Annotated in this window: 18 protein-coding genes; 14 read left to right on the forward strand and 4 right to left on the reverse strand. The window is 54.0% G+C overall.

Going from position 1 to position 20,152, the window contains the following annotated elements; all coding sequences use genetic code 11:
• The 5 genes from B212_RS0121315 to B212_RS0121335 all read left to right on the forward strand — a co-directional run bounded on the left by B212_RS0121315 (nt 1) and on the right by B212_RS0121335 (nt 5,486).
• Nucleotides 1-1,095, forward strand: coding sequence for a GerAB/ArcD/ProY family transporter (locus tag B212_RS0121315; RefSeq protein WP_019913114.1), 1,095 nt, complete (start codon nt 1-3; stop codon nt 1,093-1,095).
• Between the two features lie 154 nt (nt 1,096-1,249).
• Complete coding sequence (locus B212_RS0121320) at nt 1,250-2,020, forward strand: ABC transporter ATP-binding protein (protein WP_019913115.1); 771 nt, start codon at nt 1,250-1,252, stop codon at nt 2,018-2,020.
• Nucleotides 1,995-3,938 carry an FtsX-like permease family protein gene (locus tag B212_RS0121325; protein ID WP_019913116.1) on the forward strand — a complete coding sequence of 648 codons (1,944 nt, stop codon included), beginning with the start codon at nt 1,995-1,997 and terminating at the stop codon, nt 3,936-3,938. Before B212_RS0121320 ends, B212_RS0121325 begins: the two co-directional genes overlap by 26 nt.
• Nucleotides 3,939-3,960: 22 nt before the next feature.
• Nucleotides 3,961-4,917, forward strand: a complete 957-nt coding sequence (locus B212_RS0121330) for a helix-turn-helix transcriptional regulator (RefSeq protein ID WP_019913118.1) — start codon at nt 3,961-3,963, stop codon at nt 4,915-4,917.
• 110 nt (nt 4,918-5,027) lie between these two features.
• Complete coding sequence (locus B212_RS0121335; protein ID WP_028530977.1) at nt 5,028-5,486, forward strand: SRPBCC domain-containing protein; 459 nt, start codon at nt 5,028-5,030, stop codon at nt 5,484-5,486.
• Here B212_RS0121335 and B212_RS0121340 read toward each other — a convergent pair.
• Nucleotides 5,470-6,309: a hypothetical protein gene (locus B212_RS0121340; protein WP_019913120.1), complete on the reverse strand. Its 840-nt coding sequence runs from the start codon at nt 6,307-6,309 to the stop codon at nt 5,470-5,472. The genes B212_RS0121335 and B212_RS0121340 overlap by 17 nt on opposite strands.
• Nucleotides 6,310-6,652: 343 nt before the next feature.
• Between B212_RS0121340 and B212_RS0121345 the strand changes: the two genes are divergently transcribed.
• From B212_RS0121345 to B212_RS0121355, 3 genes are read left to right on the forward strand one after another with little or no spacing between them, the layout of a single operon-like run.
• Nucleotides 6,653-6,907: a FeoA family protein gene (locus B212_RS0121345; RefSeq protein ID WP_019913121.1), complete on the forward strand. Its 255-nt coding sequence runs from the start codon at nt 6,653-6,655 to the stop codon at nt 6,905-6,907.
• Nucleotides 6,904-7,635 carry a FeoB small GTPase domain-containing protein gene (locus B212_RS0121350; protein WP_019913122.1) on the forward strand — a complete coding sequence of 244 codons (732 nt, stop codon included), beginning with the start codon at nt 6,904-6,906 and terminating at the stop codon, nt 7,633-7,635. The genes B212_RS0121345 and B212_RS0121350 overlap by 4 nt, the downstream gene beginning before the upstream one ends.
• Nucleotides 7,613-9,022 (forward strand): nucleoside recognition domain-containing protein, encoded by a 1,410-nt coding sequence (locus tag B212_RS0121355; RefSeq protein WP_019913123.1) that lies wholly within the window; start codon nt 7,613-7,615, stop codon nt 9,020-9,022. Before B212_RS0121350 ends, B212_RS0121355 begins: the two co-directional genes overlap by 23 nt.
• Nucleotides 9,023-9,360: 338 nt before the next feature.
• On the opposite strand, the gene B212_RS0121360 is transcribed toward B212_RS0121355, so the two are convergent.
• Both B212_RS0121360 and B212_RS0121370 read right to left on the reverse strand, forming a co-directional pair.
• Nucleotides 9,361-10,629, reverse strand: coding sequence for an alkaline phosphatase (locus B212_RS0121360; protein WP_019913124.1), 1,269 nt, complete (start codon nt 10,627-10,629; stop codon nt 9,361-9,363).
• Between the two features lie 1,104 nt (nt 10,630-11,733).
• The gene (locus B212_RS0121370) at nt 11,734-13,146 is read right to left on the reverse strand and encodes an aminotransferase-like domain-containing protein (RefSeq protein ID WP_019913126.1); all 1,413 of its coding nucleotides are present in this window, start codon (nt 13,144-13,146) and stop codon (nt 11,734-11,736) included.
• A gap of 202 nt (nt 13,147-13,348) precedes the next feature.
• Here B212_RS0121370 and B212_RS0121375 point away from each other — a divergent pair, with 202 nt between their 5' ends.
• Complete coding sequence (locus B212_RS0121375) at nt 13,349-14,308, forward strand: DMT family transporter (RefSeq protein WP_019913127.1); 960 nt, start codon at nt 13,349-13,351, stop codon at nt 14,306-14,308.
• Here B212_RS0121375 and B212_RS35085 read toward each other — a convergent pair.
• Complete coding sequence (locus tag B212_RS35085) at nt 14,201-15,190, reverse strand: hypothetical protein (protein WP_198015879.1); 990 nt, start codon at nt 15,188-15,190, stop codon at nt 14,201-14,203. The genes B212_RS0121375 and B212_RS35085 overlap by 108 nt on opposite strands.
• Nucleotides 15,191-15,446: 256 nt before the next feature.
• Between B212_RS35085 and B212_RS0121380 the strand changes: the two genes are divergently transcribed.
• The 5 genes from B212_RS0121380 to B212_RS0121400 all read left to right on the forward strand — a co-directional run bounded on the left by B212_RS0121380 (nt 15,447) and on the right by B212_RS0121400 (nt 19,744).
• The gene (locus B212_RS0121380) at nt 15,447-16,091 is read left to right on the forward strand and encodes a helix-turn-helix transcriptional regulator (RefSeq protein ID WP_019913128.1); all 645 of its coding nucleotides are present in this window, start codon (nt 15,447-15,449) and stop codon (nt 16,089-16,091) included.
• Nucleotides 16,092-16,110: 19 nt separating this feature from the next.
• Entirely contained in the window at nt 16,111-16,923 is an 813-nt protein-coding gene (locus B212_RS0121385) for a pyruvate, water dikinase regulatory protein (RefSeq protein ID WP_019913129.1), read from the forward strand.
• 31 nt (nt 16,924-16,954) lie between these two features.
• Complete coding sequence (gene glpX / locus B212_RS0121390; RefSeq protein WP_019913130.1) at nt 16,955-17,950, forward strand: class II fructose-bisphosphatase; 996 nt, start codon at nt 16,955-16,957, stop codon at nt 17,948-17,950.
• 338 nt (nt 17,951-18,288) lie between these two features.
• A complete protein-coding gene (locus B212_RS0121395; RefSeq protein ID WP_019913131.1) occupies nt 18,289-18,600 on the forward strand; it encodes a (2Fe-2S) ferredoxin domain-containing protein in 312 nt (103 codons plus the stop codon).
• 295 nt (nt 18,601-18,895) lie between these two features.
• Nucleotides 18,896-19,744: an AraC family transcriptional regulator gene (locus tag B212_RS0121400; RefSeq protein ID WP_019913132.1), complete on the forward strand. Its 849-nt coding sequence runs from the start codon at nt 18,896-18,898 to the stop codon at nt 19,742-19,744.
• Nucleotides 19,745-20,152 lie beyond the last annotated feature (408 nt).

Below are 20,152 nucleotides of genomic sequence, written 5' to 3' on the forward strand. Positions count from 1 at the left end.
ATGCAAAAAAAAGATCAGGTGTCTGCCCTGCAATTCTCGTTTATGATCATGCTGTTTGAGATCGGCAGCACGCCGCTGTTTCTGCTTGGCAGCAAAGCCAAGCAGGATTCCTGGCTGGTCATGTGCATCGGCTCTGCAGCCGGCTTCATTCTGCTTCTGCTCCTGATGTGGATTCAGCAGCGTTCTCCGGATTCCAGCCTTATCGGCATGCTTCAAGCTCATTTGGGGCGTATTGCCGGCTCCGCTCTCGGCGGAATCTACAGCCTTTATTTTGCCTACGAGTCCATGCGCAATGTCCGCGATTTAGGCGAGCTGACGGCGATGTCGCTGCTGCCGAAGACCCCGATGGCTATCACCATGCTGATTTTTATATCCATTGCGTTATATGCCATATGGAAAGGGGCCGAAGTTATCTTTCTCCTGCCGGAGGTTCTTTTGCCGCTGCTGCTTTTCTTTTATGTTCTGCTAATTTTGCTGCTTGGCATCATGGGTTCCTTGGACTTCAGCCGCCTGACCCCTGTTCTGGATGACGGACTGCTGCCGGTTATACAGGCCGCGCTGCCGGAGGTTGTTTCTTTTCCCTTCGGCCAAATGATTGTGTTCCTAATGCTGTGGTCCTTGTGGGATACGCCCGGTGTACCTGTAAAAAACACCATCACCGCTTATATTCTGATCAGCATTTTTCTGATTTTCATGAATGTCCTCAACGTTGCAGTCCTGGGACCGACGGTGGCGGGATTCAGCGAATTGCCCTTTTTAAAAGCGGTACGCACCCTATCCATTCTGAAGTTTATCGAGCGCCTTGACATTCTGGTTACGATTCAGCTCTTCATCGGCCTGCTGATCAAGATGATGTTATTCTTCTATTGTTCGGTTAAAGCAGTGGCAGAGCTGACCGGGAAATCGGCAAAATGGTGGTGTTTTCCCGTGGGTGCGGTCATTTATGGCGCCTCCTTTCTGGAGAGAGACTATACGCAGCACATTGCCATCGGCTTGGGACCAAGCCTTAAGATTGATCCGATATTTCAGGCGGGCATTCCCCTGCTTCTGGCGGTTTCCATCCTCCTGCGTAGACGGTCTAAGCACTCCGCTTAAGTACGAACGTAACCTTAAACACGCTGTAAGGTAATGTTAAGGTAAAACCATAGCACCCCCGGTGCTCTTCCTGTAAACTCGGTAACAGAAGCGGAAACGGCGGCCTGATAACAAGAATGACACCCCTCGTTTCCGGCAGGAAGGAATGAATAGAATGAATGTACTTGAGGTTACCGCTCTGAATAAAGTATATCCCGGCAAAGTGCATACACAGGCTCTCACCGATATTCATCTCAGTATCGAGCAAGGTGAGTTCGTCGGGGTTATGGGACCTTCGGGCAGCGGCAAAACCACTCTGCTCAACATGGTCTCCACGATTGACCAGCCCTCCTCGGGCGAGGTAAAGATCGGCGGGAGCAATCCCTATCGGATGAAGAAGAAGGAGCTGGCCCTGTTTCGCCGCAGACAGCTCGGCTTTGTGTTCCAGGACTTTAATCTGCTGGAGACCTTGACTGTGGCGGAAAATATTGTTTTGCCTCTGACCCTCGACAACCGCAAGCTGGCCGAAATGGACGCCCTGCTGGGGAAGGTGGCGGCCCGCCTGAATATCAAGGATATTCTGAACAAGCGGACCTACGAAATTTCCGGCGGGCAGCGCCAGCGGACAGCCATTGCCCGGGCGATCATCTCGGAGCCGGCAATTCTGCTGGCCGATGAGCCTACCGGTGCGCTGGATTCCAATTCCTCGCGGATTGTGATGGAATCGCTGGAGGATATCAACCGCAGGGAAGGCACCACACTGATGCTGGTTACGCATGATCCGCTGGCGGCGAGCTATTGCCACCGTATCGTCTTCATCAAGGACGGCAAGCTGGCGGCGGAAATTCATCGTGGAGACAACCGCCAGGCCTTCTTCCAGAAGATTATCGACACACTTTCATTCTGGGGAGGGAACGGCCATGAGCTTTCCTCAATTCGCGTTTAACAATGTGCGGCGCAATGCGCGCGCGTACATGGCCTTTTTTCTGAGCAGCGCCTTTATGGTTATGATATTCTTTTCCTATTCGGTGTTTATTTATCATCCGGGAGTTGCGTCTGTAGCAATGGGAGCAAATTCGGCCGCCGGCATGAAGATTGCTTCATACATCGTGTTCATCTTTGCTTTCTTCTTCGTGCTCTACTCGAGCAGCGCCTTTCTTAAATCGCGCAATCTGGAATTTGGGATTCTGACGATCCTTGGCGCACGTCCGGGGCAGATCAACCGGCTGATTCTGCTGGAAAATATGCTGATCGGCCTGCTGTCAATTGTGAGCGGGATGGCCGGAGGAATGCTGCTGTCCAAGCTGTTCCTGCTGCTCAGCACCACTGTGATCGGCATTGACAAGCTGCCCTTTTATTGGCCGGTGAAGGCGATGGTTCTTACTTCTGTTTGTTTTATTGCCCTTTTCCTGGTTAGTTCGGTCTTCACCCTGCTGTTCATCCGCAAAAACCAGGTGCTTGAGCTGCTGAAGGGCAGCGTCAAGCCGAAGAAGGAGCCCAAGGTCTCTTGGCTGCTGTCGATTCTTGGGCTGGCCCTGTTGACCGCTGGTGTTATTGCCCTCAATAGCCCGTTGTCTCCCTCCAATCTGCTGGCAGCAGCTTTTACCGGGATTCCCGGCACTTATCTTTTCTATTCGCAACTGTCTGTGCTGGGCATGCGCCTCTTGAAAAAAAGCCGGAAAAGGCTATGGCGCGGGACCAATCTGCTATGGGTCTCCGAAATGAGCTATAAGATCAAGGACAACGCGCGGATGCTGTTTCTAGTCACTGTCGTTACCTCGCTGGCCTGTATGTCCGCCGGATTCCTGCTGTCGATCAACCAGGCGAACAGATCAGCTTATATCAATAATTCCTTTGCAATTTCCTATAAGATTTATAATGGGGCAGAGGCTGACGCCGGGCTGCAGGAAATCCGCAGCACGCTGAACAAATCAGGCGTTCAGTATACAGAGAACTCGGTCCAGTTCCTCCGCAGTTCCATCAAATCCGAGGGCAAGGACAAGCTGAACGGCATCGAATTGCTTCCGCTCTCCCGTTTTAATAAGCTGGCGGATCTGATGGATTATCCCCGGCTGCCTCCTGTGGCGGATGATGAGGCGGATCTGCTTATCAATCCGCATTTTATATCTTTTACCTATGATGCCGGCCAGAAGGTAGCCTTACCCGGATTGAACGGACAACAGCTTACGCTGAAGCAGGTGCAGAAGCCGGATGTGATGCCTTTCGGCCAGTATGCTCAGACGGTATTGATTGTAAGTGACCGTTTATATGAACAAGCTGCGTCCACGCTGAGCGGCTCCGCCCTGGTGGAGAATTATTTCTATACCATCCCGGCGTGGGGCGACTCACTGCCGAAAGCAGGTGCACCCGAGGCTGTCATTTCAAGCAAGCTGGTGAATTGGAGCCAGGACAGAAATACCAAGGTGGACGACTGGAATACCTCAATCACCGCCCGGGCAGATAACTATATGGCTTCCAAGCAGAGCACCTCCATGCTGAGCTTTATTGGAATCTTTATCGCTTTGATTTTCTCGCTCTCGTCCGCCAGCTTTCTCTATTTCAAGCTGCATACGGAGCTGAACGCAGATATGAGAATGTACCATGGCCTGTCAAAAATCGGTCTGAGCGGCAGAGAAATGTCATCTTCGGCCACCTGCCAGATCGCGTTGCTGTTCTACATTCCCATTCTTGTCGCTGCCATACAAACGCTTGTAGTCATCCGCACAGTGCTGTACCAAGTCAACATCCGTAATGTCACCGTGCCGATTCTGGTTACGGTAGCTGCATTTTTAACCGCTCAAACCATTTATTTTATCATTGTTAGATCACGTTATATTCACAGTCTGAAGAAAATGATGGTCTAACACAGGAGGGACCCGCTAGAATATGGCCAAAGCCGACCAGATGTTGTCCATTCTGTGGATGCTGAAGCAACGCAGAAGAACCGCCGCAGAGCTGGCGGAGGAGCTGGAGCTAAGCGTGCGCTCGATCTACCGCTATATTGACGCGCTATGCGCCAGCGGCGTTCCCTTGATTGCGGACGCCGGTCCGGGCGGCGGCTATAGCCTGCCGGAGCATTTCAGCGCCGCACCGCTCTTCTTCGACGACGGGGAACGGCGGGCGCTTGTACAGGCCTCCGCGTTCGCCCGGGGAAGCGGGTATCCTTATGTGGAGGCCCTTGACGGTGCGCTTGCCAAGCTCAAGCGGTACAGCAACGCCGAACAGCAATCGCAGATGGAGCGCCAAGGCAGCGGCCTGGAGACGCTGCATTCACCGGCCGCACCGCTTGAGCATCTCCTGGGCGAGCTTGAGAGCTCTACTTCGGGCAGCTTGACGCTGGAGATGGAGTACCGCAAAGGCAACGGCGATGCGCCTTCCTTCCGTTGCGTTGATCCCTACGGGCTGGTGCTGTGGAAGGGCCAGTGGTACTTCGCGGGCTTCTGCCATCTGCGCCAGCAGATTCGCAGCTTTCGGGTGGACCGGATCGCCAGGCTGCAGCGGACAGGCGCAAGCTTCCTCCGCCCCGCCGGCTTCTCGGCGCGGGAATTTCTGCTGCAGGGCCTGCTGCCGGATCAGGACAAAACAGAAGAGCTGATTTCCGTTGTCATTGAGGCTCCAGAGAGAGTATTAAATGAACTCTGCAGCCATTGGCTGTTCGGCCACACACTGGAGCAGCGCAGCAGTGAAGCGGCGCGGTTTCTGCTGGACGAAGCCGCTGTAAATAGCTACGCCCCTTACTTCCTCCTGCCTTACGGGAGGTCGCTGACCATCGTTGAACCGGCAGCCTTGAAGCAGAAAATCGCTGCCGTAGCCACAGATATTGCAGCACATTATTCGAAATAATCCGCTTCCCCAGGATCACTGACCGTAGCTGTCAGTGATCCTTTTGTATAGTGTAGACAGGGTGAAGATAGAGGTGAAGACACCTTCAGGGAGGAATATGAATGATTAAGATGAAAGAATTGAAATATGAGTTCTATGTTGGCGGTACCCCGGCGCAGGTGTGGCAGAGCCTGATTGCTCCGGAGCAAGTTAAGCAAATCTATTACGGCTGCGTGATCCGTTCCAGCTTCAAGCGGGGAGAACTGCTGGAATATGTCGGTCCGGGGGCAGAGGGCGATGGAACCGTCCATGTCTACGGCACACTTCTGGAGTATATTCCTGAGCAAGTCTTGAGCTTCATACACAAGGTCGGCCCTTCCTACCTTAAGGGGGGAGAACCTTATGAATCCCGCATCACCTGGCGGCTCAAGCCCGCTGGCGGCTGCACCAAGCTGACGCTGACCCACGACGGCTGGCATCCGGACGACCCCTTCTATGCGGCCAGCGACAGTGCCTGGTGGCAGATCCTAAGCAACATCAAAACGCTGGTCGAGACCGGCCGCACCCTTGAATTTAGCAGCGGGGAGTAGGTAGGCCCCTGGTAGAGCAGGGACGTGGATAGGCCATGCAGCTTGAGCTAGCTGGCGAAGTGGAGCTTTGAGGGAGCAGGGCTGGAGCGCTGAAAAAGCGGAGCTGGCTCTGGAAAGAAAAACAGGTACTCTGAGGGAAAAGTACCGGTCTTGAGAGATGTACGCGGAGCACGGCCGCGTGTACACAGGCACAACCAACGACGGTTTTTTCGTTGGTTGTGCCATTTCCGGCTGCGCGGGCTGCGGTTCCCGCTGGCAGCACTCCAACAACGGCACTTTTGCCGTTGTTACACCCCGTTCCTGCCAGCAGCACTCCAACAACGGCACTTTTGCCGTTGTTCCACCCCGTTCCTGCCACTGGCACTCCAACAGCGGCAGTTCTGCCGTTGTTCCCCCCCGTTCCTGCCAGCGGCACTCCAACAGCGGCGCTTTTGCCGTTGTTCCACCCCGTTCCTGCCACTGGCACTCCAACAACGGCAGTTCTGCCGTTGTTCCACCCCGTTCCTGCCACTGGCACTCCAACAACGGCAATTATGCCGTTGTTCCACTCCGTTCCTGCCAGCGACACTCCAACAACGGCGCTTTTGCCGTTGTTCCACCCCGTTCCTGCCACCGACACTCCAACAACGGCAGTTCTGCCGTTGTTCCACCCCGTTCCTGCCACTGGCACTCCAACAACGGCAGTTCTGCCGTTGTTCCACCCCGTTCCTGCCAGCGACACTCCAACAACGGCGCTTTTGCCGTTGTTACACCCCGTTCCTGCCAGCGACACTCCAACAACGGCGCTTTTGCCGTTGTTCCACCCCGTTCCTGCCAGCGGCACTCCAACAGCGGCAGTTCTGCCGTTGTTCCTCGGCTCCGCCCCCTTTTTCCATCATATTACTCCAGTACCTTCAGCTACTCCTCCACCCCTTATCCTCTCTTTACTCCAACTCCACAAGTCCCATAATCCACCTTGTTTTGTAACTCCCACAATCCCCCTCCTCACAGCCTCCAGCAACGCCCATACCTCCACTTCATCCAGATCTCCGCAAAATATTTTTCCCTAAGGAAACTTTTTTGTTGCTAGGACAAAATTATTCACGTATACTACTATTGTGGAAGAGTACAAGAATCTATCCCTAATGCATAATTATACTAACCCATATACGAAAGAAGGAGATGTTATGACTGGAGCTTCTATTCCGTTGTCTGAAGCGCTGAACGGCAACAAGCTGGTGATCACAGGCATCGACGTGCAGGGGGTGCTGCGGAGAAGACTGCTCGATCTCGGATTTGTGGTCGGCAATGCCGTTGAGGTTCTGCGGCGCAGCCCGCTCGGAGACCCTACGGCTTTTCGGGTAAGCAATACGACTATTGCCCTGCGCCGGGAAGAAAGTTCGCTGATCTACGGAGAAATCATTGGAGGTGGAGAAGGATGAGTCAATTTACTGTCGCGTTTGCAGGCAACCCCAATACCGGAAAAAGCACGCTCTTCAACCTGCTGACCGGCCTGCGCCAGCACACGGGCAACTGGGCGGGCAAAACCGTCATCACGGCCGAAGGCGGGTTCACACACAAGGACCACACCTACCGGGCGGTTGACCTTCCCGGCACTTATTCACTGTACTCCAATTCTGCCGATGAGGAGGCCGCGCGGGATTATATTATTTTCGAGCAGCCGGATGTGACGCTAGTGGTACTGGACGCAACTTCGCTGGAGCGCAATCTCAATCTTGCATTACAGGTGCTGGAGATTACCGGGCGGACCGTCATCTGCATCAACCTGATTGATGAGGCCCGGAGGCTGGGCATCACCATCAATCTCAAGGCCATCGCGAAGCGGCTGGGTGTGCCCGTTGTGGCGATTTCGGCCCGGAACAAAATCGGCATCGAAGCGCTGCTGGACCAGATTGAGCGTGTTGCCACCGGAGCATTCACAGCACCGCCGCTGCGCATCGCCTACAGCGATGAGATCGAACAGAGCATAACCGAGCTTGCTCCTGTCGTGGAGCAGACGTTTGGTTCCAAATATCCGGCGCGCTGGATTGCCCTGCGGCTACTGGACGGTGACGACAGCCTGCTCGCCTCACTCAAGGCCAATATGAACCGCAAACCTATTCCCGGAGCAAAGGAGGTTGTAAATCATGGAGTCACCGCATGCCATTAAAGGAACGGACGCTATGGATTCCCTGCTGTCGGCAGCGAAGAGGCTGGCGGACAAGGGCGCGATCCGCGATGAGATCGTCAGCGGCATTTATGGGGTGTCGGCGGGCATTTGCCGTGATGCCGTTGCCTATCAGGACCAAAAGAAGCTCACCAGCACTTATAAGCTGGACAATATCGTTACCTCCAAAATCTGGGGTTTCCCCATTATGCTTGCCGGACTCGGTCTGGTATTCTGGATTACGATTGCCGGAGCGAACTACCCTTCGGGCTGGCTGGCTTCCCTTTTCGGCTGGATCGGGGGTTATCTGACCGCCGGGTTTGAAGCGCTGAACGCTCCCTCCTGGCTGCATGGCGTGCTCGTGCTGGGACTGTACCGTGGAACCTCCTGGGTTATCAGCGTCATGCTGCCGCCCATGATGATTTTCTTCCCGGTGTTCGCGCTGCTGGAGAATTTCGGCTATCTGCCGCGCGTGGCTTTTAACATGGACCGGCTGTTCAAAAAATCGGGCGGCCACGGCAAGCAAGCCTTAACGATGTCGATGGGCTTTGGCTGCAATGCTGCCGCCATTCTCTCCACCCGCATTATCGAATCGCCCCGGGAACGGATGCTGGCCATTCTGACGAATAACTTTGTTCCCTGCAACGGGCGCTGGCCGACGCTGATTCTGCTCTCCTCCCTATTCATGGTAGGAGGTGCTGCCGCAGGTGCACTACGTACTTTGTCTACGGCCCTTGTACTGATGGGAATCGTGCTAATCGGCATAATTGTTACCTTGACCGTCTCCTGGGTCATGTCAAAGACCGCGCTGCGGGGAGTGCCTACCCATTATACTCTGGAGCTTCCGCCATACCGCCGCCCGCAAATCTGGAAGACCATACTTATCTCCTCCAAGGAAAAATCCCTGAACGTGCTGACCCGGGCCATCGTTGTTGCCGCTCCTGCGGGAATCATCACCTGGATTCTCGGCAACGTATTCATTGGCGGGGACAGCGTACTTAATCATATGGCGGCTTTCTTTGATCCTTTTGCCGGGCTGCTCGGGCTGGACGGCTTCATTATTATGGCCTTTATCCTGGGGCTGCCGGCCAATGAAATTGTGCTGCCGATTCTGCTCATGGGGTACATGTCCTCCGGTGCAATGGTTGATGTCGATGGTCTCGGCAGCATCAAAGACATCTTCGTAAGTCACGGCTGGACCTGGCTGACCGCGCTTAATATGATGCTCTTCTCCCTGCTTCACTATCCTTGCGGCACCACGCTTATAAATATCTACAAGGAGACCCGCAGCATGAAATGGGCGGTGCTCTCCGCCGTCATTCCGCTTGCCATTGCCATTTCCGTAACCTTTGCCGTTGCACAGGCAGCCCGCTTGTTCGGCTGGGTGTAACGCACACGAAAAAACGCCTTCGCAGCTTGAACTGTGAAGGCGTTTTTCATGTGCCCGATCCTAGCAATTCCTCAAGCTTACCTCCCCTGCAATCTGTTCGCGATTGCTTGGCAGACTGTCAATTATGGTCAGGTGCCGGATAAACTGGACTTTAGAATTAACAAATTTGGCTTAGGCCGCTACCGCCCCGTAAGTATCCAGACTTCCCCTCCGCCACTCCTGCCTTCTGGCAGTTCTTTTGTCCAGCTTCTATGGAGTATGTATTGAAAAAGAAAAGCCGGCCGGAATTCCGGCCAGCCCATAGGCAAGAGAGGTCATTTCTCCTCTCAATTGCCCTATTATTTTTTCACTTTGAAGCCATAAGCCTGCATGAGCTTGTCGAACACGGCAGTGTTCTCAAACACTCCAGTGAAGAGCTGGGCGTTTTTGCCCATAGCGGTAACCGGAATATCAACTGCAGTATGGCCGGAGGTTGTCCAATCCACAACAAAGTTAGCTTTGGAATTGGCAATTGCAAAAGGACCGTCCTCTTTGGAGATGCCATCTCCCGATTCATCCTCAGCGTCTACCGGTTCAATGGAAAGTCCGCCGGTTTCATGATCGGCAAGCACCAGGACCAGGGTGTCGGGGTTCTTTTTGGCGAAAGTTTTGGCGACCTGAACCGCTTTATCCAGCTCCTGGCCGGATTTGATCGTCATTTTGGCATTGTTTTTGTGGGCAAATTCATCTGTGCCTTCTTCCTCTACCATCAGGAAAAAACCCTTTTTGTTCGTTGACAGCGTGTCAATCGCCTTCTGGGTCATCTCTGCGAGAGAAACTACCGGGCTATAGATATCCCCTTTGCCTTCTTCATTCTGCTGGAACATTTCCTCGTTGGCGAACAGTCCGAGCAGCTTGCCGCTCTTGGCCTGCTTCAGACCGTCCTTGGTCGATACGTAGTTGTATCCAAGCGATTTTGCTTTTTCAACCAGATTGCCCTGTGTTCCCTTGCTCTTCTCCGAAGGATCTTCAGCCGGTGCGTCCGGGAACTTGCCTGCTTCTCCTGCCGGATACCAGAAATCCTCGCCGCCGCCAAGCAGTACATCCACTTTGCTCTTTGTCAAAAGCTGCAGCGCGATGTCGCTTTGCTTCGAGCGGTCTTCCACGTGTGCGCCAAATGCGGCACCTGTAGCATCCGTAATCTGGCTGGTTGTTACCACGCCTGTGGATTTACCGGCATTTTTAGCGTATTCCGCAATGGTGGCAACCGATTTTTTGTCGGGATCCATGCCGATTGCGCCGTTATATGTTTTCACCCCACTGGCATATGCCGTGGCTGATGCAGCCGAATCTGTAACAGGTACTGTAGAGCTCGTATGAATCAAACCCACGTAAGGCATATCGTCCATAGCCAATTTGCCTTTTTCGCCTACCGTTGCCAGCCGAATCGCATTGCGTGCTGCCGTCCCCATGCCATCCCCGACAAAGAGAACAACATTCTTCGTCTGTGAGGTCGCTGCTTCTGCCTGTTTTGCAGGCTGTGTACTCACTACACCCGTAGCCAAAAGCGCACCTGCCGCAGTTACGGTCAACGCAGTCTTGAATCTATTCTTTTTCTGAGAACTCATATATACCCTCCTTAAGTTTGTTTTACTACCTCATACTAGAGTAAAAATATTAGGGGGATATTTTCTGGAAATCTATCTAATGTTAAACAGAGTATGATATATACAAAGTTTGTAAAATGGATGAAAAATCTTACTTTTTCAGATGCGCACATTCGTCCCTTGGGACCTTTGGATTTAGGGGGCGCTGTACATTGGGGATGGGGAATCCAAGTGCTTGGGAGCGGGGGCGGGTTGGGGAGTGGATGAGTTGGGGCGTGGATGAGCGGGGGCGTGGCGAGTTGGGGCGTGGCGAGTTGGGGCGTGGCGAGTTGGGGCGTGGCGAGTTGGGGCGCGGATAGGCTAGGAGGACACCTAGTGAATTTCAATTGTGAAAAACTGACGGCTCCCCCCACTCTCCCTGCTCTCCCACTGCTTAATTGCACTCCGTACACTTAAAATCAGCATTTGAAGACTAATATTACTTTTAATTGCAGTTCTGCAACTAATACGCCGAAATATCGCCATACGCCTGAGTTTAGGTGATTCTAGTTGCACAGAATACAATTAAAGTCCTGTTGGGCGCAGAATTGAGCAATATAGTTGTACAAAGTACACTTAAGCTTCTGAAAGAGCTTCTGATTCAGTCTGTATTGCTAATCTATCCGAAATAACGATGTCCGCACAGAGGACATTGTTATGGAAGCCGCGAATTTGGCGAAGCCAAATTGAGGGCCTTCTATGAAATTTCATCGTCTGAAGTGCCGCGAACGAGCGGCATGAATGTCTATTGTATTTGATACATTAGATTGAACATTACATGTTGTAAATATAGCTTCTGATGTATTTTGTACAATAGATTTTCGAGCAACCCTCGCAAATTGGCTGTATTCCGGAATTCTGCTGCACAGAGTGCAGTAGAATCGCTTTTAGCCCCTATTTTGCCTGATTCTGCTGCACAGAGTGCAGTAGAATTGGCTTCAAGCTTTTATTGGGGGGATGGTTAGGGACTTGGGCGCTTGGGGGCTCGGGTGCTTGGGGACTTAGGAGCTTGGGGGCTTGGGGGCTTAGGTGCTTTGCACCCTTTACGCTCCGTCCACGCCTGCGATGCACAACGCTGCCACCCTGTCAAAACTCCCGCGCGAGCGCCGCAAGACGGCGCACCCCTTCGCGCAGCACATTTTCGCTGGCGAAGGAGTAGCTGAGGCGCAGCCAGGACTTCATGTCCCCCAGCGGATCGAGAATTTCTCCCGGGACAAAGGAAATGGACTCTTCCATACAGCGGGCAAGCAGCGCGGCGGCAGAAATATGCTCCGGCAGCTTCACCCACAGGTTCAGCCCGCCTTGCGGCGGCGTCCATTCCCAGCCCGTGGCAGCCAGCTCCTCCTCCATGATCTCCTTGTACACCTGGAGCGCGATCCGCAGCTTGCCGAGATGCTGCTGCAGGCGCGGCGTGGTGTAATAATGCAGGAAGATTTTCTGATTCAGAATCGGCGTGCCGTTGTCCGCCAGCGATTTGGCGGTAATCAGCCGCTCCATAAATGGATAACGGCAGCCCACTGCGCAGATTCGCAGGCCCGGGGCGACATATTTGCTGAAGCTGCCGATATAGATCACCCAGCCCTCCGTATCATAGGCAAAAAAAGGCGGTGGCGGCTCCTCCTCGAAATACATATCGCGGAACGGATCATCCTCCACCAGCAGGCAGCGGTAGCGTTCTGCCAATTCGACCAGTAGCTTGCGCTGCTGCGCCGGAACCGTGTAGCCGGTCGGATTGTGATGTGTCGGATTCATGTAGAACATCCGCGGCCGGTGACTGCGCATCAGTTCTTCGACCTGCTGCAGATTATAGCCCTGCGGGGTAATCTCCACCGGCACCAGCCGCGCCCCAAGGCGCCGAAAAATATCCATAGCCACGCTGTACGTCGGCCGCTCCACCAGCACAGCATCCATCGGACCGAGCACAATGCCCGCGATCAGATTGATCGCCTGCTGCCCGCCCGAGGTAATCAGCAGTTCGCGCGGCGATAGCTGCAGCCGGTGCTGCTTCTGAAAATGACGGCTAAGCGTCTCCCGAAGCTCCTCATCCCCCTGCACGGAGGAATAGGTTCCCATCACCTTCGGGTAGAGGTCGAATACTTTTTTTACATACTCGGACAGGAATAAATTGGGCAGCAGCCCCGGATCAATCAGCGCCTGCGAGAACTGATAGCTTGCGGGCATGCGCTGAATATCGGACATCGGATTCGCCAGCACGTATGAAGCTACATTCGCTCCCTCACCCGTCTTGTCCGCCGTTCCCCCGCCTTGGGCCACATAATAGCCGGATTTGTCTTTTACATACACCTTGCCATCCTCGGTCAGCTCCCGGTAAGCCTTGAATACCGTAAGCCTATGGACCTTCAGCTCCTCGGCCAGCAGCCGGATCGACGGCAGCTTATCATGGGCCTTCCATTCCCCGCGCTCCATCCGGTTCTCCATGTGCTGGTACACCTGGCGGAACAAGGGGTTGCTCTGTTCTGCACCTGCCGCTTTTTTCATAAGTCTGCCGCTCCCTCCACCATGCTTGCGCTAACAGCTAGATCCAATTTCCGTCTCCATCAGCTTCTTCATGGACCTATTGTACACCATATCGCATCTCAACTGTTCTGTTACCTATAATCTGTTCTGTCCACCACCCTATATGATGATTAACAAAATACTTCAACCGATTGCCACACACCATCACAAAGGGGAACTGAACATGATTATGCTCGCTTATTCGCTCGTCTGTCTTATTTTTGGCACCACCTTCCTGGCTATCAAAATCGGCGTGGACGCCGGTGCGCCTCCTTTTTTCTCGGCGGGGTTGCGTTTTTTCATGGCGGGTGCCGTTCTCTTCCTCTTCATGGTCATTAGAGGCAAAGCCAGCTTCGCCCTGCTCCTGCGCAAAGAAATGCTCCTCACCGGCGCCGCTTTGACCTTCGGAACATTCTCCGCGCTGTATTGGTCCGAGCAATATGTCTCCTCGGGGTTCGCCGCCGTGCTGTCGGCTACCGGTCCGATGATGATTCTGCTGATGCAGACCGCTTTTCTCCGGCAAAAAGCTCCCGCCTACTCGCTGATCGGCTGCATCATCGGCTTCACCGGCGTATTGCTGCTGGTTCTGCCGGGCCTTGCAGTAGATGTCTCTCCTCTATGGCTCATCGGCTGCGGTGTTATTCTGATCGGCGAATGCGGCTACGCGGCGGGAGCGATCTATTCCAAAAAAGTTACCACCACTTTAAAAAGCGAGTCGCCCGTTGCCCTGAATGCCGCACAGATGATGCATGGGGGAGTGTTGTTGTTCATTCTGTCCCTGTTCACGGAAAAAGTGCAGCCTGAGGTGTTTCTGTCCTTCAAAACAGCCGGCTCCCTGCTCTACCTGACGGTTGTCGGCTCCATGGTTGCGCATACGCTGTTCTACTGGCTGGTTGCAAAGACCAATCCCGTCTTTCCGTCCACCTGGCTATACATCTCCCCGCCGATTGCGGTAGGTGTAGGTTTCCTGTTCTACGGGGAGACTGTTACCTGGATTACTGTGCTTGGCGTGTTCACCATCATTGCCGGCACCATTCTAGTTAACGCTGGCGCACTGAAGCAACTGCTGCTCAAACCAAAGCGGAGCACCCCGCAGGCACAGTCGGCGGCAGATGGGACTTATCCGCGGAAGCAAATTTTGTAGGCCTGCCGGGCTGAGATTGGCGCGGGCCCGAGGGGGATGGTGTAAAGGCCAGTATAGTACCTCTGGGGTTCGCGCTAACAACGGCAGTTCTGCCGTTACTTCCGCGCAGACTAACCACGGTCCCTTCAACAACGGCGTTTCTGCCGTTATTTTCGCGCAAACTACCCACAGTCCCTCTAACAACGGCGTTTTTGCCGTTACTTCCGCGCAAACTACCCACGGTCCCTTCAACAACGGCATTTCTGCCGTTACTTCCGCGCAAACTACCCACGGTCCCTTCAACAACGGCGTTTCTGCCGCTACTTCCGCGCAAACTACCCACAGTCCCTCCAACAACGGCGTTTCTGCCGTTACTTCCGCGCAAACTACCCACAGTCCCTCCAACAACGGCGTTTCTGCCGTTACTTCCGCGCAAACTACCCACGGTCCCTTCAACAACGGCGTTTCTGCCGTTACTTCCGCGCAAACTACCCACGGTCCCTCCAACAACGGCGTTTCTGCCGTTATTTTCGCGCAAACTACCCACGGCCCCTCCAACAGCGGCACTTCTGCCGTTAATTCCGCGCAAAACAACCACGGTCCCTCCAACAACGGCGTTTCTGCCGTTACTTCCGCGCAAACTACCCACAGTCCCTCCAACAACGGCGTTTCTGCCGTTACTTCCGCGCTAACTAGCCACAGTCCCTCCAACAACGGCGTTTCTGCCGTTATTTCCGCGCAAACTACCCACGGTCCCTCCAACAACGGCGTTTCTGCCGTTGTGTTGGCTTGCGCGCCGAGGGGCGGCGCTATCGAGCAGCCTTCCGGACTGCGGTGTCCGCCGCGACGACAGTAAAGTACTCTTTTACAAATAAAGTCCCCAGTCTTCGAAACGCGCAGCATTCCCCCTAAGCTCGGCAACGGCTAATCCTCAACCGGAGCACAGGCTGCCCGCTAAGTGCGGAACCCGTCTATTTTTCACAAAATAATTATATATGACGTATTATATATTGCATTCACGATTATTATTGCGTATTATATAAGCAAGTTAAGGGTTATAAATCCTATTAAGACGTATGAATGAGAGGGGGAATCCGCGCACGGTGCTCCTTTTCTCAAGAAAGGCAGCCTGAATGTACTCGGAAAGTGGAGGGAACCTGTGATCGAACTGACATCCCGTCAACTGCAAATTATTGATATTGTGAAAAAAAGAGCGCCGATTACCGCCGAGCAAATTGCGGAACAGCTCAACCTCAGCAAGCCGACGATCCGCTCGGACTTGTCCGTGCTCGTTATGCTGGAGTACATTGACGCCAAACCCAAGGTCGGATATTTTCCCGGTAAAAAAGCTTCAGAACGCCTTGGCAACGGCTATCTGCTGCAGGAAACCAGGGTCAAGGACATTCAGAGCATTCCGATCATCATCCGCGAAACTACAACGATTCAGGATGCCGTAGTTACGCTGTTCCTGCAGGATGTAGGCACACTGATCATCTGCGATGGCGAGGGCAAGCTGACCGGCGTGGCTTCACGCAAGGATTTTTTGAAGGTTACGCTGGGCAATCCCGGCGCGGTGTCCATGCCCGTGAGCATGGTGATGACCCGCCAGCCCAAGGTGGTGACGGTTTCTCCCGAAGATACGGTGCTTGATGCCGCGCAAAAAATGATTTTTCATGAGGTAGACAGTTTGCCGGTGGTTATTCCCGGTGCTGGGGAAGATGCGGGCCTGCGGCTGGATGTGGTAGGCCGGCTGACCAAAACTTCCATCGTCAAACTTCTCCTCGATCTTGAAGCCAAAGGATAACGGGAGGAATTCAAAAAGCATGGAGCCATCCTCACATTTCATTACGATTTGCTCTGATTCTATAGGGGATACAGCGGAGGCTGTTGTGCAGGCCGTCATCCACCAATTCCAGAATCAGCGCGTCACAATCAGAAGATACGGCAATGTAAGACATGAAGACGAATTGCGGAAGCTGATGGAGGAGACTGCACAGTTGCAAGGTTTTGTCGCCTATACGCTGGTTCAGCCCGAGCTTCGGGAGATGATCCGTGAGGAAGCGGTGCGCCTCGACCTGCGGATTGTTGATATTATGGGCCCGATGATGCAAGCCTTCATTGACACCTTCGACGATGCGCCGCAGGCGCGGCCCGGGCTGCTGCACCAGCTCGACGAAGACTATTTCCGCCGGATCGAGGCGATTGAATTCACCGTTGCCTGTGACGACGGGCGTGATCTTGGCGCAATGCTGAAGGCGGATATTGTGCTGCTGGGCATGTCGCGCACCTCCAAGACTCCGCTCAGCATTTTCCTGGCCCACCGGGGCAAAAAGGTCGTAAACTACCCGATTGTCCCGGAGATCGGTCCGCCCCAGCAGCTCATGAGCCTGCCGCCGAACCGGCTGATCGGACTTACCATGAAACCCGAGTACATGCTGACCATCCGCTCAGAGCGGCTCAAGCAACTCGGTCTCCCGGCTGGCTCGCAGTACGCCAGTCTGGAACGCATCACGGAGGAAATGGAATACGCTGCGGCGCTGTTCGCCAAACTAGGGTGTCCGGTCATTGATATCACCAACAAAGCCATTGAAGAAACAGCAGGCATTATTATGGGGCATATTTCCGATTCTCCATAAGATACAAAAAACATACTGGAGGGAAATCATAATGGAACGCGAATTGGCACTGGAAATTGTACGGGTAACTGAATTGGGCGCCTTATCCTCCGCCCGCTGGATTGGCCGGGGCGATAAAAATGCTGCGGATGATGCAGCCACGACTGCCATCCGTTCCATGTTTGATTCCGTCTCCATTGACGGGACTGTGGTCATCGGCGAAGGCGAGATGGATGAAGCGCCGATGCTCTATATCGGGGAGCGCGTCGGCAACCGGAACGGCCCTTCGGTCGATGTCGCCGTTGATCCGCTGGAAGGCACGGAGGTGGTGGCCTGCGGTCTGCACAATGCCCAGTCGGTTATCGCTATTGCGGACCGGGGCAGCTTGCTGCATGCGCCCGACATTTACATGGAGAAGCTGGCCTGCGGACCCGAGCTGGCCGGCAGGCTCAGCATCGAAGACCCGGCTGAGGTCACGCTGCGCAAGGCCAGCCTCATCACCGGCAAAGCGCTCTCCGAGCTGACGGTGATGGTGCTGGACCGCAAGCGGCATGAGAAGCTGATCGCCAGCCTGCGCAGGCTCGGCGTGCGCGTCAAGCTGATCGGCCACGGCGATGTGGCCGGAGCTATCGCGGCGGCGCTGCCGGACAGCGAGGTCGATCTGTACATGGGCTCCGGCGGAGCGCCCGAAGGCGTGCTCGCGGCCGCTGCGCTGAAATGCCTCGGCGGGGAGCTGCAAGGCAAGCTGCTGCCGGAGGGTCCCCTCGAGCTGCAGCGCTGCTTGATGATGGGGCTGGACAATCCGACCCGCGTGCTGTCGATGGAGGATATGGTCGGCACCGGCGACGTTATCTTCGCGGCGACCGGGGTAACCTCCGGCGAGTTCCTGAACGGAGTCCGCTTCATCGGCAAGGACCGCGCCGAGACCCATTCTGTCATTATGCGGGCGCAGAGCCGCACCATCCGTTACATCCGCAGCATTCATTTTCTGCCGGGCAAGGAAATCCCGCAGGTGGCTGCCAGCCATCAGAATGCAGCGCTGATCTGATCCAGCTCCGCTGAAGCTGTGCATACACGCAGAAACGGTTACTCTGTACTTTAAGCGGCTGGTTCCATCCAGAAAATTTAGCAAAGGGTTCCCACACGTCCACTGCAAGACGCGGGAACCCTTTGCTATTTTCCCCCTACGCTCCACCTCGAATCAAGACACATTTTCATCAAAACTCCCGGACAAGAGTCAGGTAATCTAACGCCAATTTCATGGTTTTTTTCCATTTGTTAAGCCTTTAGGAACATTGCGCACAACCCCATTACAGAAGCTGCAAAAGAGACTATACTCCTCGTAAGATGTGTAAACAATATTCACATTAACAAGGAGGCACAGCGATGAATATGCGCTTGAAGGTGCTTAAGAAACACCTGCTGTTCTGCTGCAGCGAGCACTGCAACAATCAGGATGTGGAAGAGGTTATGCAGGAATTCAAGGAACAGCTCGTAGAGCGCGGCATCAATAAAACGGTCAAACTCAATAAAACAAGCTGTCTCGGACTGTGCGGCAACGGACCGTTTGTGATTGTGTATCCCGACGGCATCTGGTATTACAATGTGACTACAGACGATGTGGCGCGGATTGTTGAAGAGCATCTGGTGAACGGCGAGCCGGTGGAAGAGCTGGTTATGCTCAGAATGGAAGCTTAATTTAGAAGCCTAAAGCCCCCTCAAAAAAAGTTACTCTCCCCACTCACAATCCTTCTGCGTTGTAACCATTCCCCGCCAAGTCCCTTCCCGTCCCGCTCCACCTGCTGCTCCTTCCATCAAGTCCCATCCTCTGCCCGGGGGCCGGGGCTTTTTGCGGACTTTGCACCTGCCCGACATACAGTGTCCTGTTGCCCGATCAATTCACTACCGCCCTTTGATTAGAATGGCAGCGTTTGGGTTCATCAGCCTTGATGATTCTATTGTATAATAGGGGTAAATGAAAAGAGGCTGAAGCATGGCCATATTCAAATATAATCCAGAACGCCCCTTCCGGGGCAATCCCGATCTGCATCTGCATTATTGGGGACGTGAGCAGTGTGCTCCCGGACATAGCGTTGGCCCCGGCGTGCGCGACATCTACAAAATCCACTTCATCCATGAAGGTACCGGCAAAGTGGCTGTCGGTGAAGAAACCCACATTTTGCAGCCTGGACAGGCCTTCCTGACTTATCCACATATCGTTACCCATTATGCAGCGGATACGGATCAGCCCTGGACGTATTCGTGGATTGCTTTTACGGGAGAAGAAATGGGGTACCTGCTGTCCAAAACCTCTCTCACGCCTGAGCACCCCGTCTTCCCGATGGATGATCAGCTTATGCCCACCCTGTACGACCGGCTTACCCTTGCGGCAGACAACACGGACAGCCTTGATTTTCCGCTGAAAGCTATGATGTATGAGTTCTTTGGTCTGCTGCTGCGCACGGTTCCGGCGGCGGCGGATATTATCCCTATTCCACGTCAAAAGAGCCTCTACGTCGAGCAATGTCTCCACTACCTGCATGCCCATTACTGTGAAAATGTCACCGTGGAGATGATGTCCTCCTCCCTGAAGCTTGACCGCAAATATTTATCCGCGTTGTTCAAAAAGACCGTTGGCCTGCCGCCGCAGCAATATCTGCTCAACTTCCGTATCGCCAAAGCATGCGAGCTGCTGACGGACACGAGCTGTACGATTGGTGAAATATCACGTTCTGTCGGCTATCAGGACCCGCTGCTTTTTTCGCGCATGTTCAAGAAGGTCAAGGGCTGCTCTCCCAAGGAATACCGCATCCGCCACGCCAATAACGACATTGTTCTATAAAAATCTTCCTTGCTGACATACGTTTGCCGCCGCCTATCCGCTACAATAAGAGCGTGACCCGGAGCATAAGCAACCCGTACTTTCACATGACTCACGATGATTCAACTGCTGGAATCCGGCAATACTAGAGAGCTGGGCGCTCCTCTCTCTATTCGGCAATGATCACGCTTACAAAAACTTAAGTCTATGTTACGATGCCAGTGCCAGTAGGAGTTCTAAATCTGTGGCTTAGATAGAGCCATCGCGGTTTGGGGAGAGAGGGATTCGTCGGGCACTTATCACCTCTTCGTCAGGTAGATTTGGGGTGAATGTCCGCCCATAAAGGCGCTGGAGTCCGTTCACTCGCGGAAAAAGGACCTCCAGTAGAAATAAGAGCGGCTCAGTCCGCTACAAAATGGGCAGACTCAT

It is taken from the genome of Paenibacillus sp. HW567, from assembly GCF_000374185.1.
GTDB lineage: Bacteria > Bacillota > Bacilli > Paenibacillales > Paenibacillaceae > Paenibacillus_AQ.

Coding starts and splice junctions, on each gene's coding strand:
- B212_RS0121315 (WP_019913114.1), top strand. CDS start 1: ATGCAAAAAAAAGATCAGGTGTCTGCCCTGCAATTCTCGTTTATGATC.
- glpX (WP_019913130.1), top strand. CDS start 16,955: ATGGAACGCGAATTGGCACTGGAAATTGTACGGGTAACTGAATTGGGC.
- B212_RS0121350 (WP_019913122.1), top strand. CDS start 6,904: ATGAGTCAATTTACTGTCGCGTTTGCAGGCAACCCCAATACCGGAAAA.
- B212_RS0121330 (WP_019913118.1), top strand. CDS start 3,961: ATGGCCAAAGCCGACCAGATGTTGTCCATTCTGTGGATGCTGAAGCAA.
- B212_RS0121395 (WP_019913131.1), top strand. CDS start 18,289: ATGAATATGCGCTTGAAGGTGCTTAAGAAACACCTGCTGTTCTGCTGC.
- B212_RS0121400 (WP_019913132.1), top strand. CDS start 18,896: ATGGCCATATTCAAATATAATCCAGAACGCCCCTTCCGGGGCAATCCC.
- B212_RS0121345 (WP_019913121.1), top strand. CDS start 6,653: ATGACTGGAGCTTCTATTCCGTTGTCTGAAGCGCTGAACGGCAACAAG.
- B212_RS0121355 (WP_019913123.1), top strand. CDS start 7,613: ATGGAGTCACCGCATGCCATTAAAGGAACGGACGCTATGGATTCCCTG.
- B212_RS35085 (WP_198015879.1), bottom strand. CDS start 15,190: ATGCTGCGCGTTTCGAAGACTGGGGACTTTATTTGTAAAAGAGTACTT.
- B212_RS0121325 (WP_019913116.1), top strand. CDS start 1,995: ATGAGCTTTCCTCAATTCGCGTTTAACAATGTGCGGCGCAATGCGCGC.
- B212_RS0121360 (WP_019913124.1), bottom strand. CDS start 10,629: ATGAGTTCTCAGAAAAAGAATAGATTCAAGACTGCGTTGACCGTAACT.
- B212_RS0121320 (WP_019913115.1), top strand. CDS start 1,250: ATGAATGTACTTGAGGTTACCGCTCTGAATAAAGTATATCCCGGCAAA.
- B212_RS0121335 (WP_028530977.1), top strand. CDS start 5,028: ATGAAAGAATTGAAATATGAGTTCTATGTTGGCGGTACCCCGGCGCAG.
- B212_RS0121375 (WP_019913127.1), top strand. CDS start 13,349: ATGATTATGCTCGCTTATTCGCTCGTCTGTCTTATTTTTGGCACCACC.
- B212_RS0121385 (WP_019913129.1), top strand. CDS start 16,111: ATGGAGCCATCCTCACATTTCATTACGATTTGCTCTGATTCTATAGGG.
- B212_RS0121370 (WP_019913126.1), bottom strand. CDS start 13,146: ATGAAAAAAGCGGCAGGTGCAGAACAGAGCAACCCCTTGTTCCGCCAG.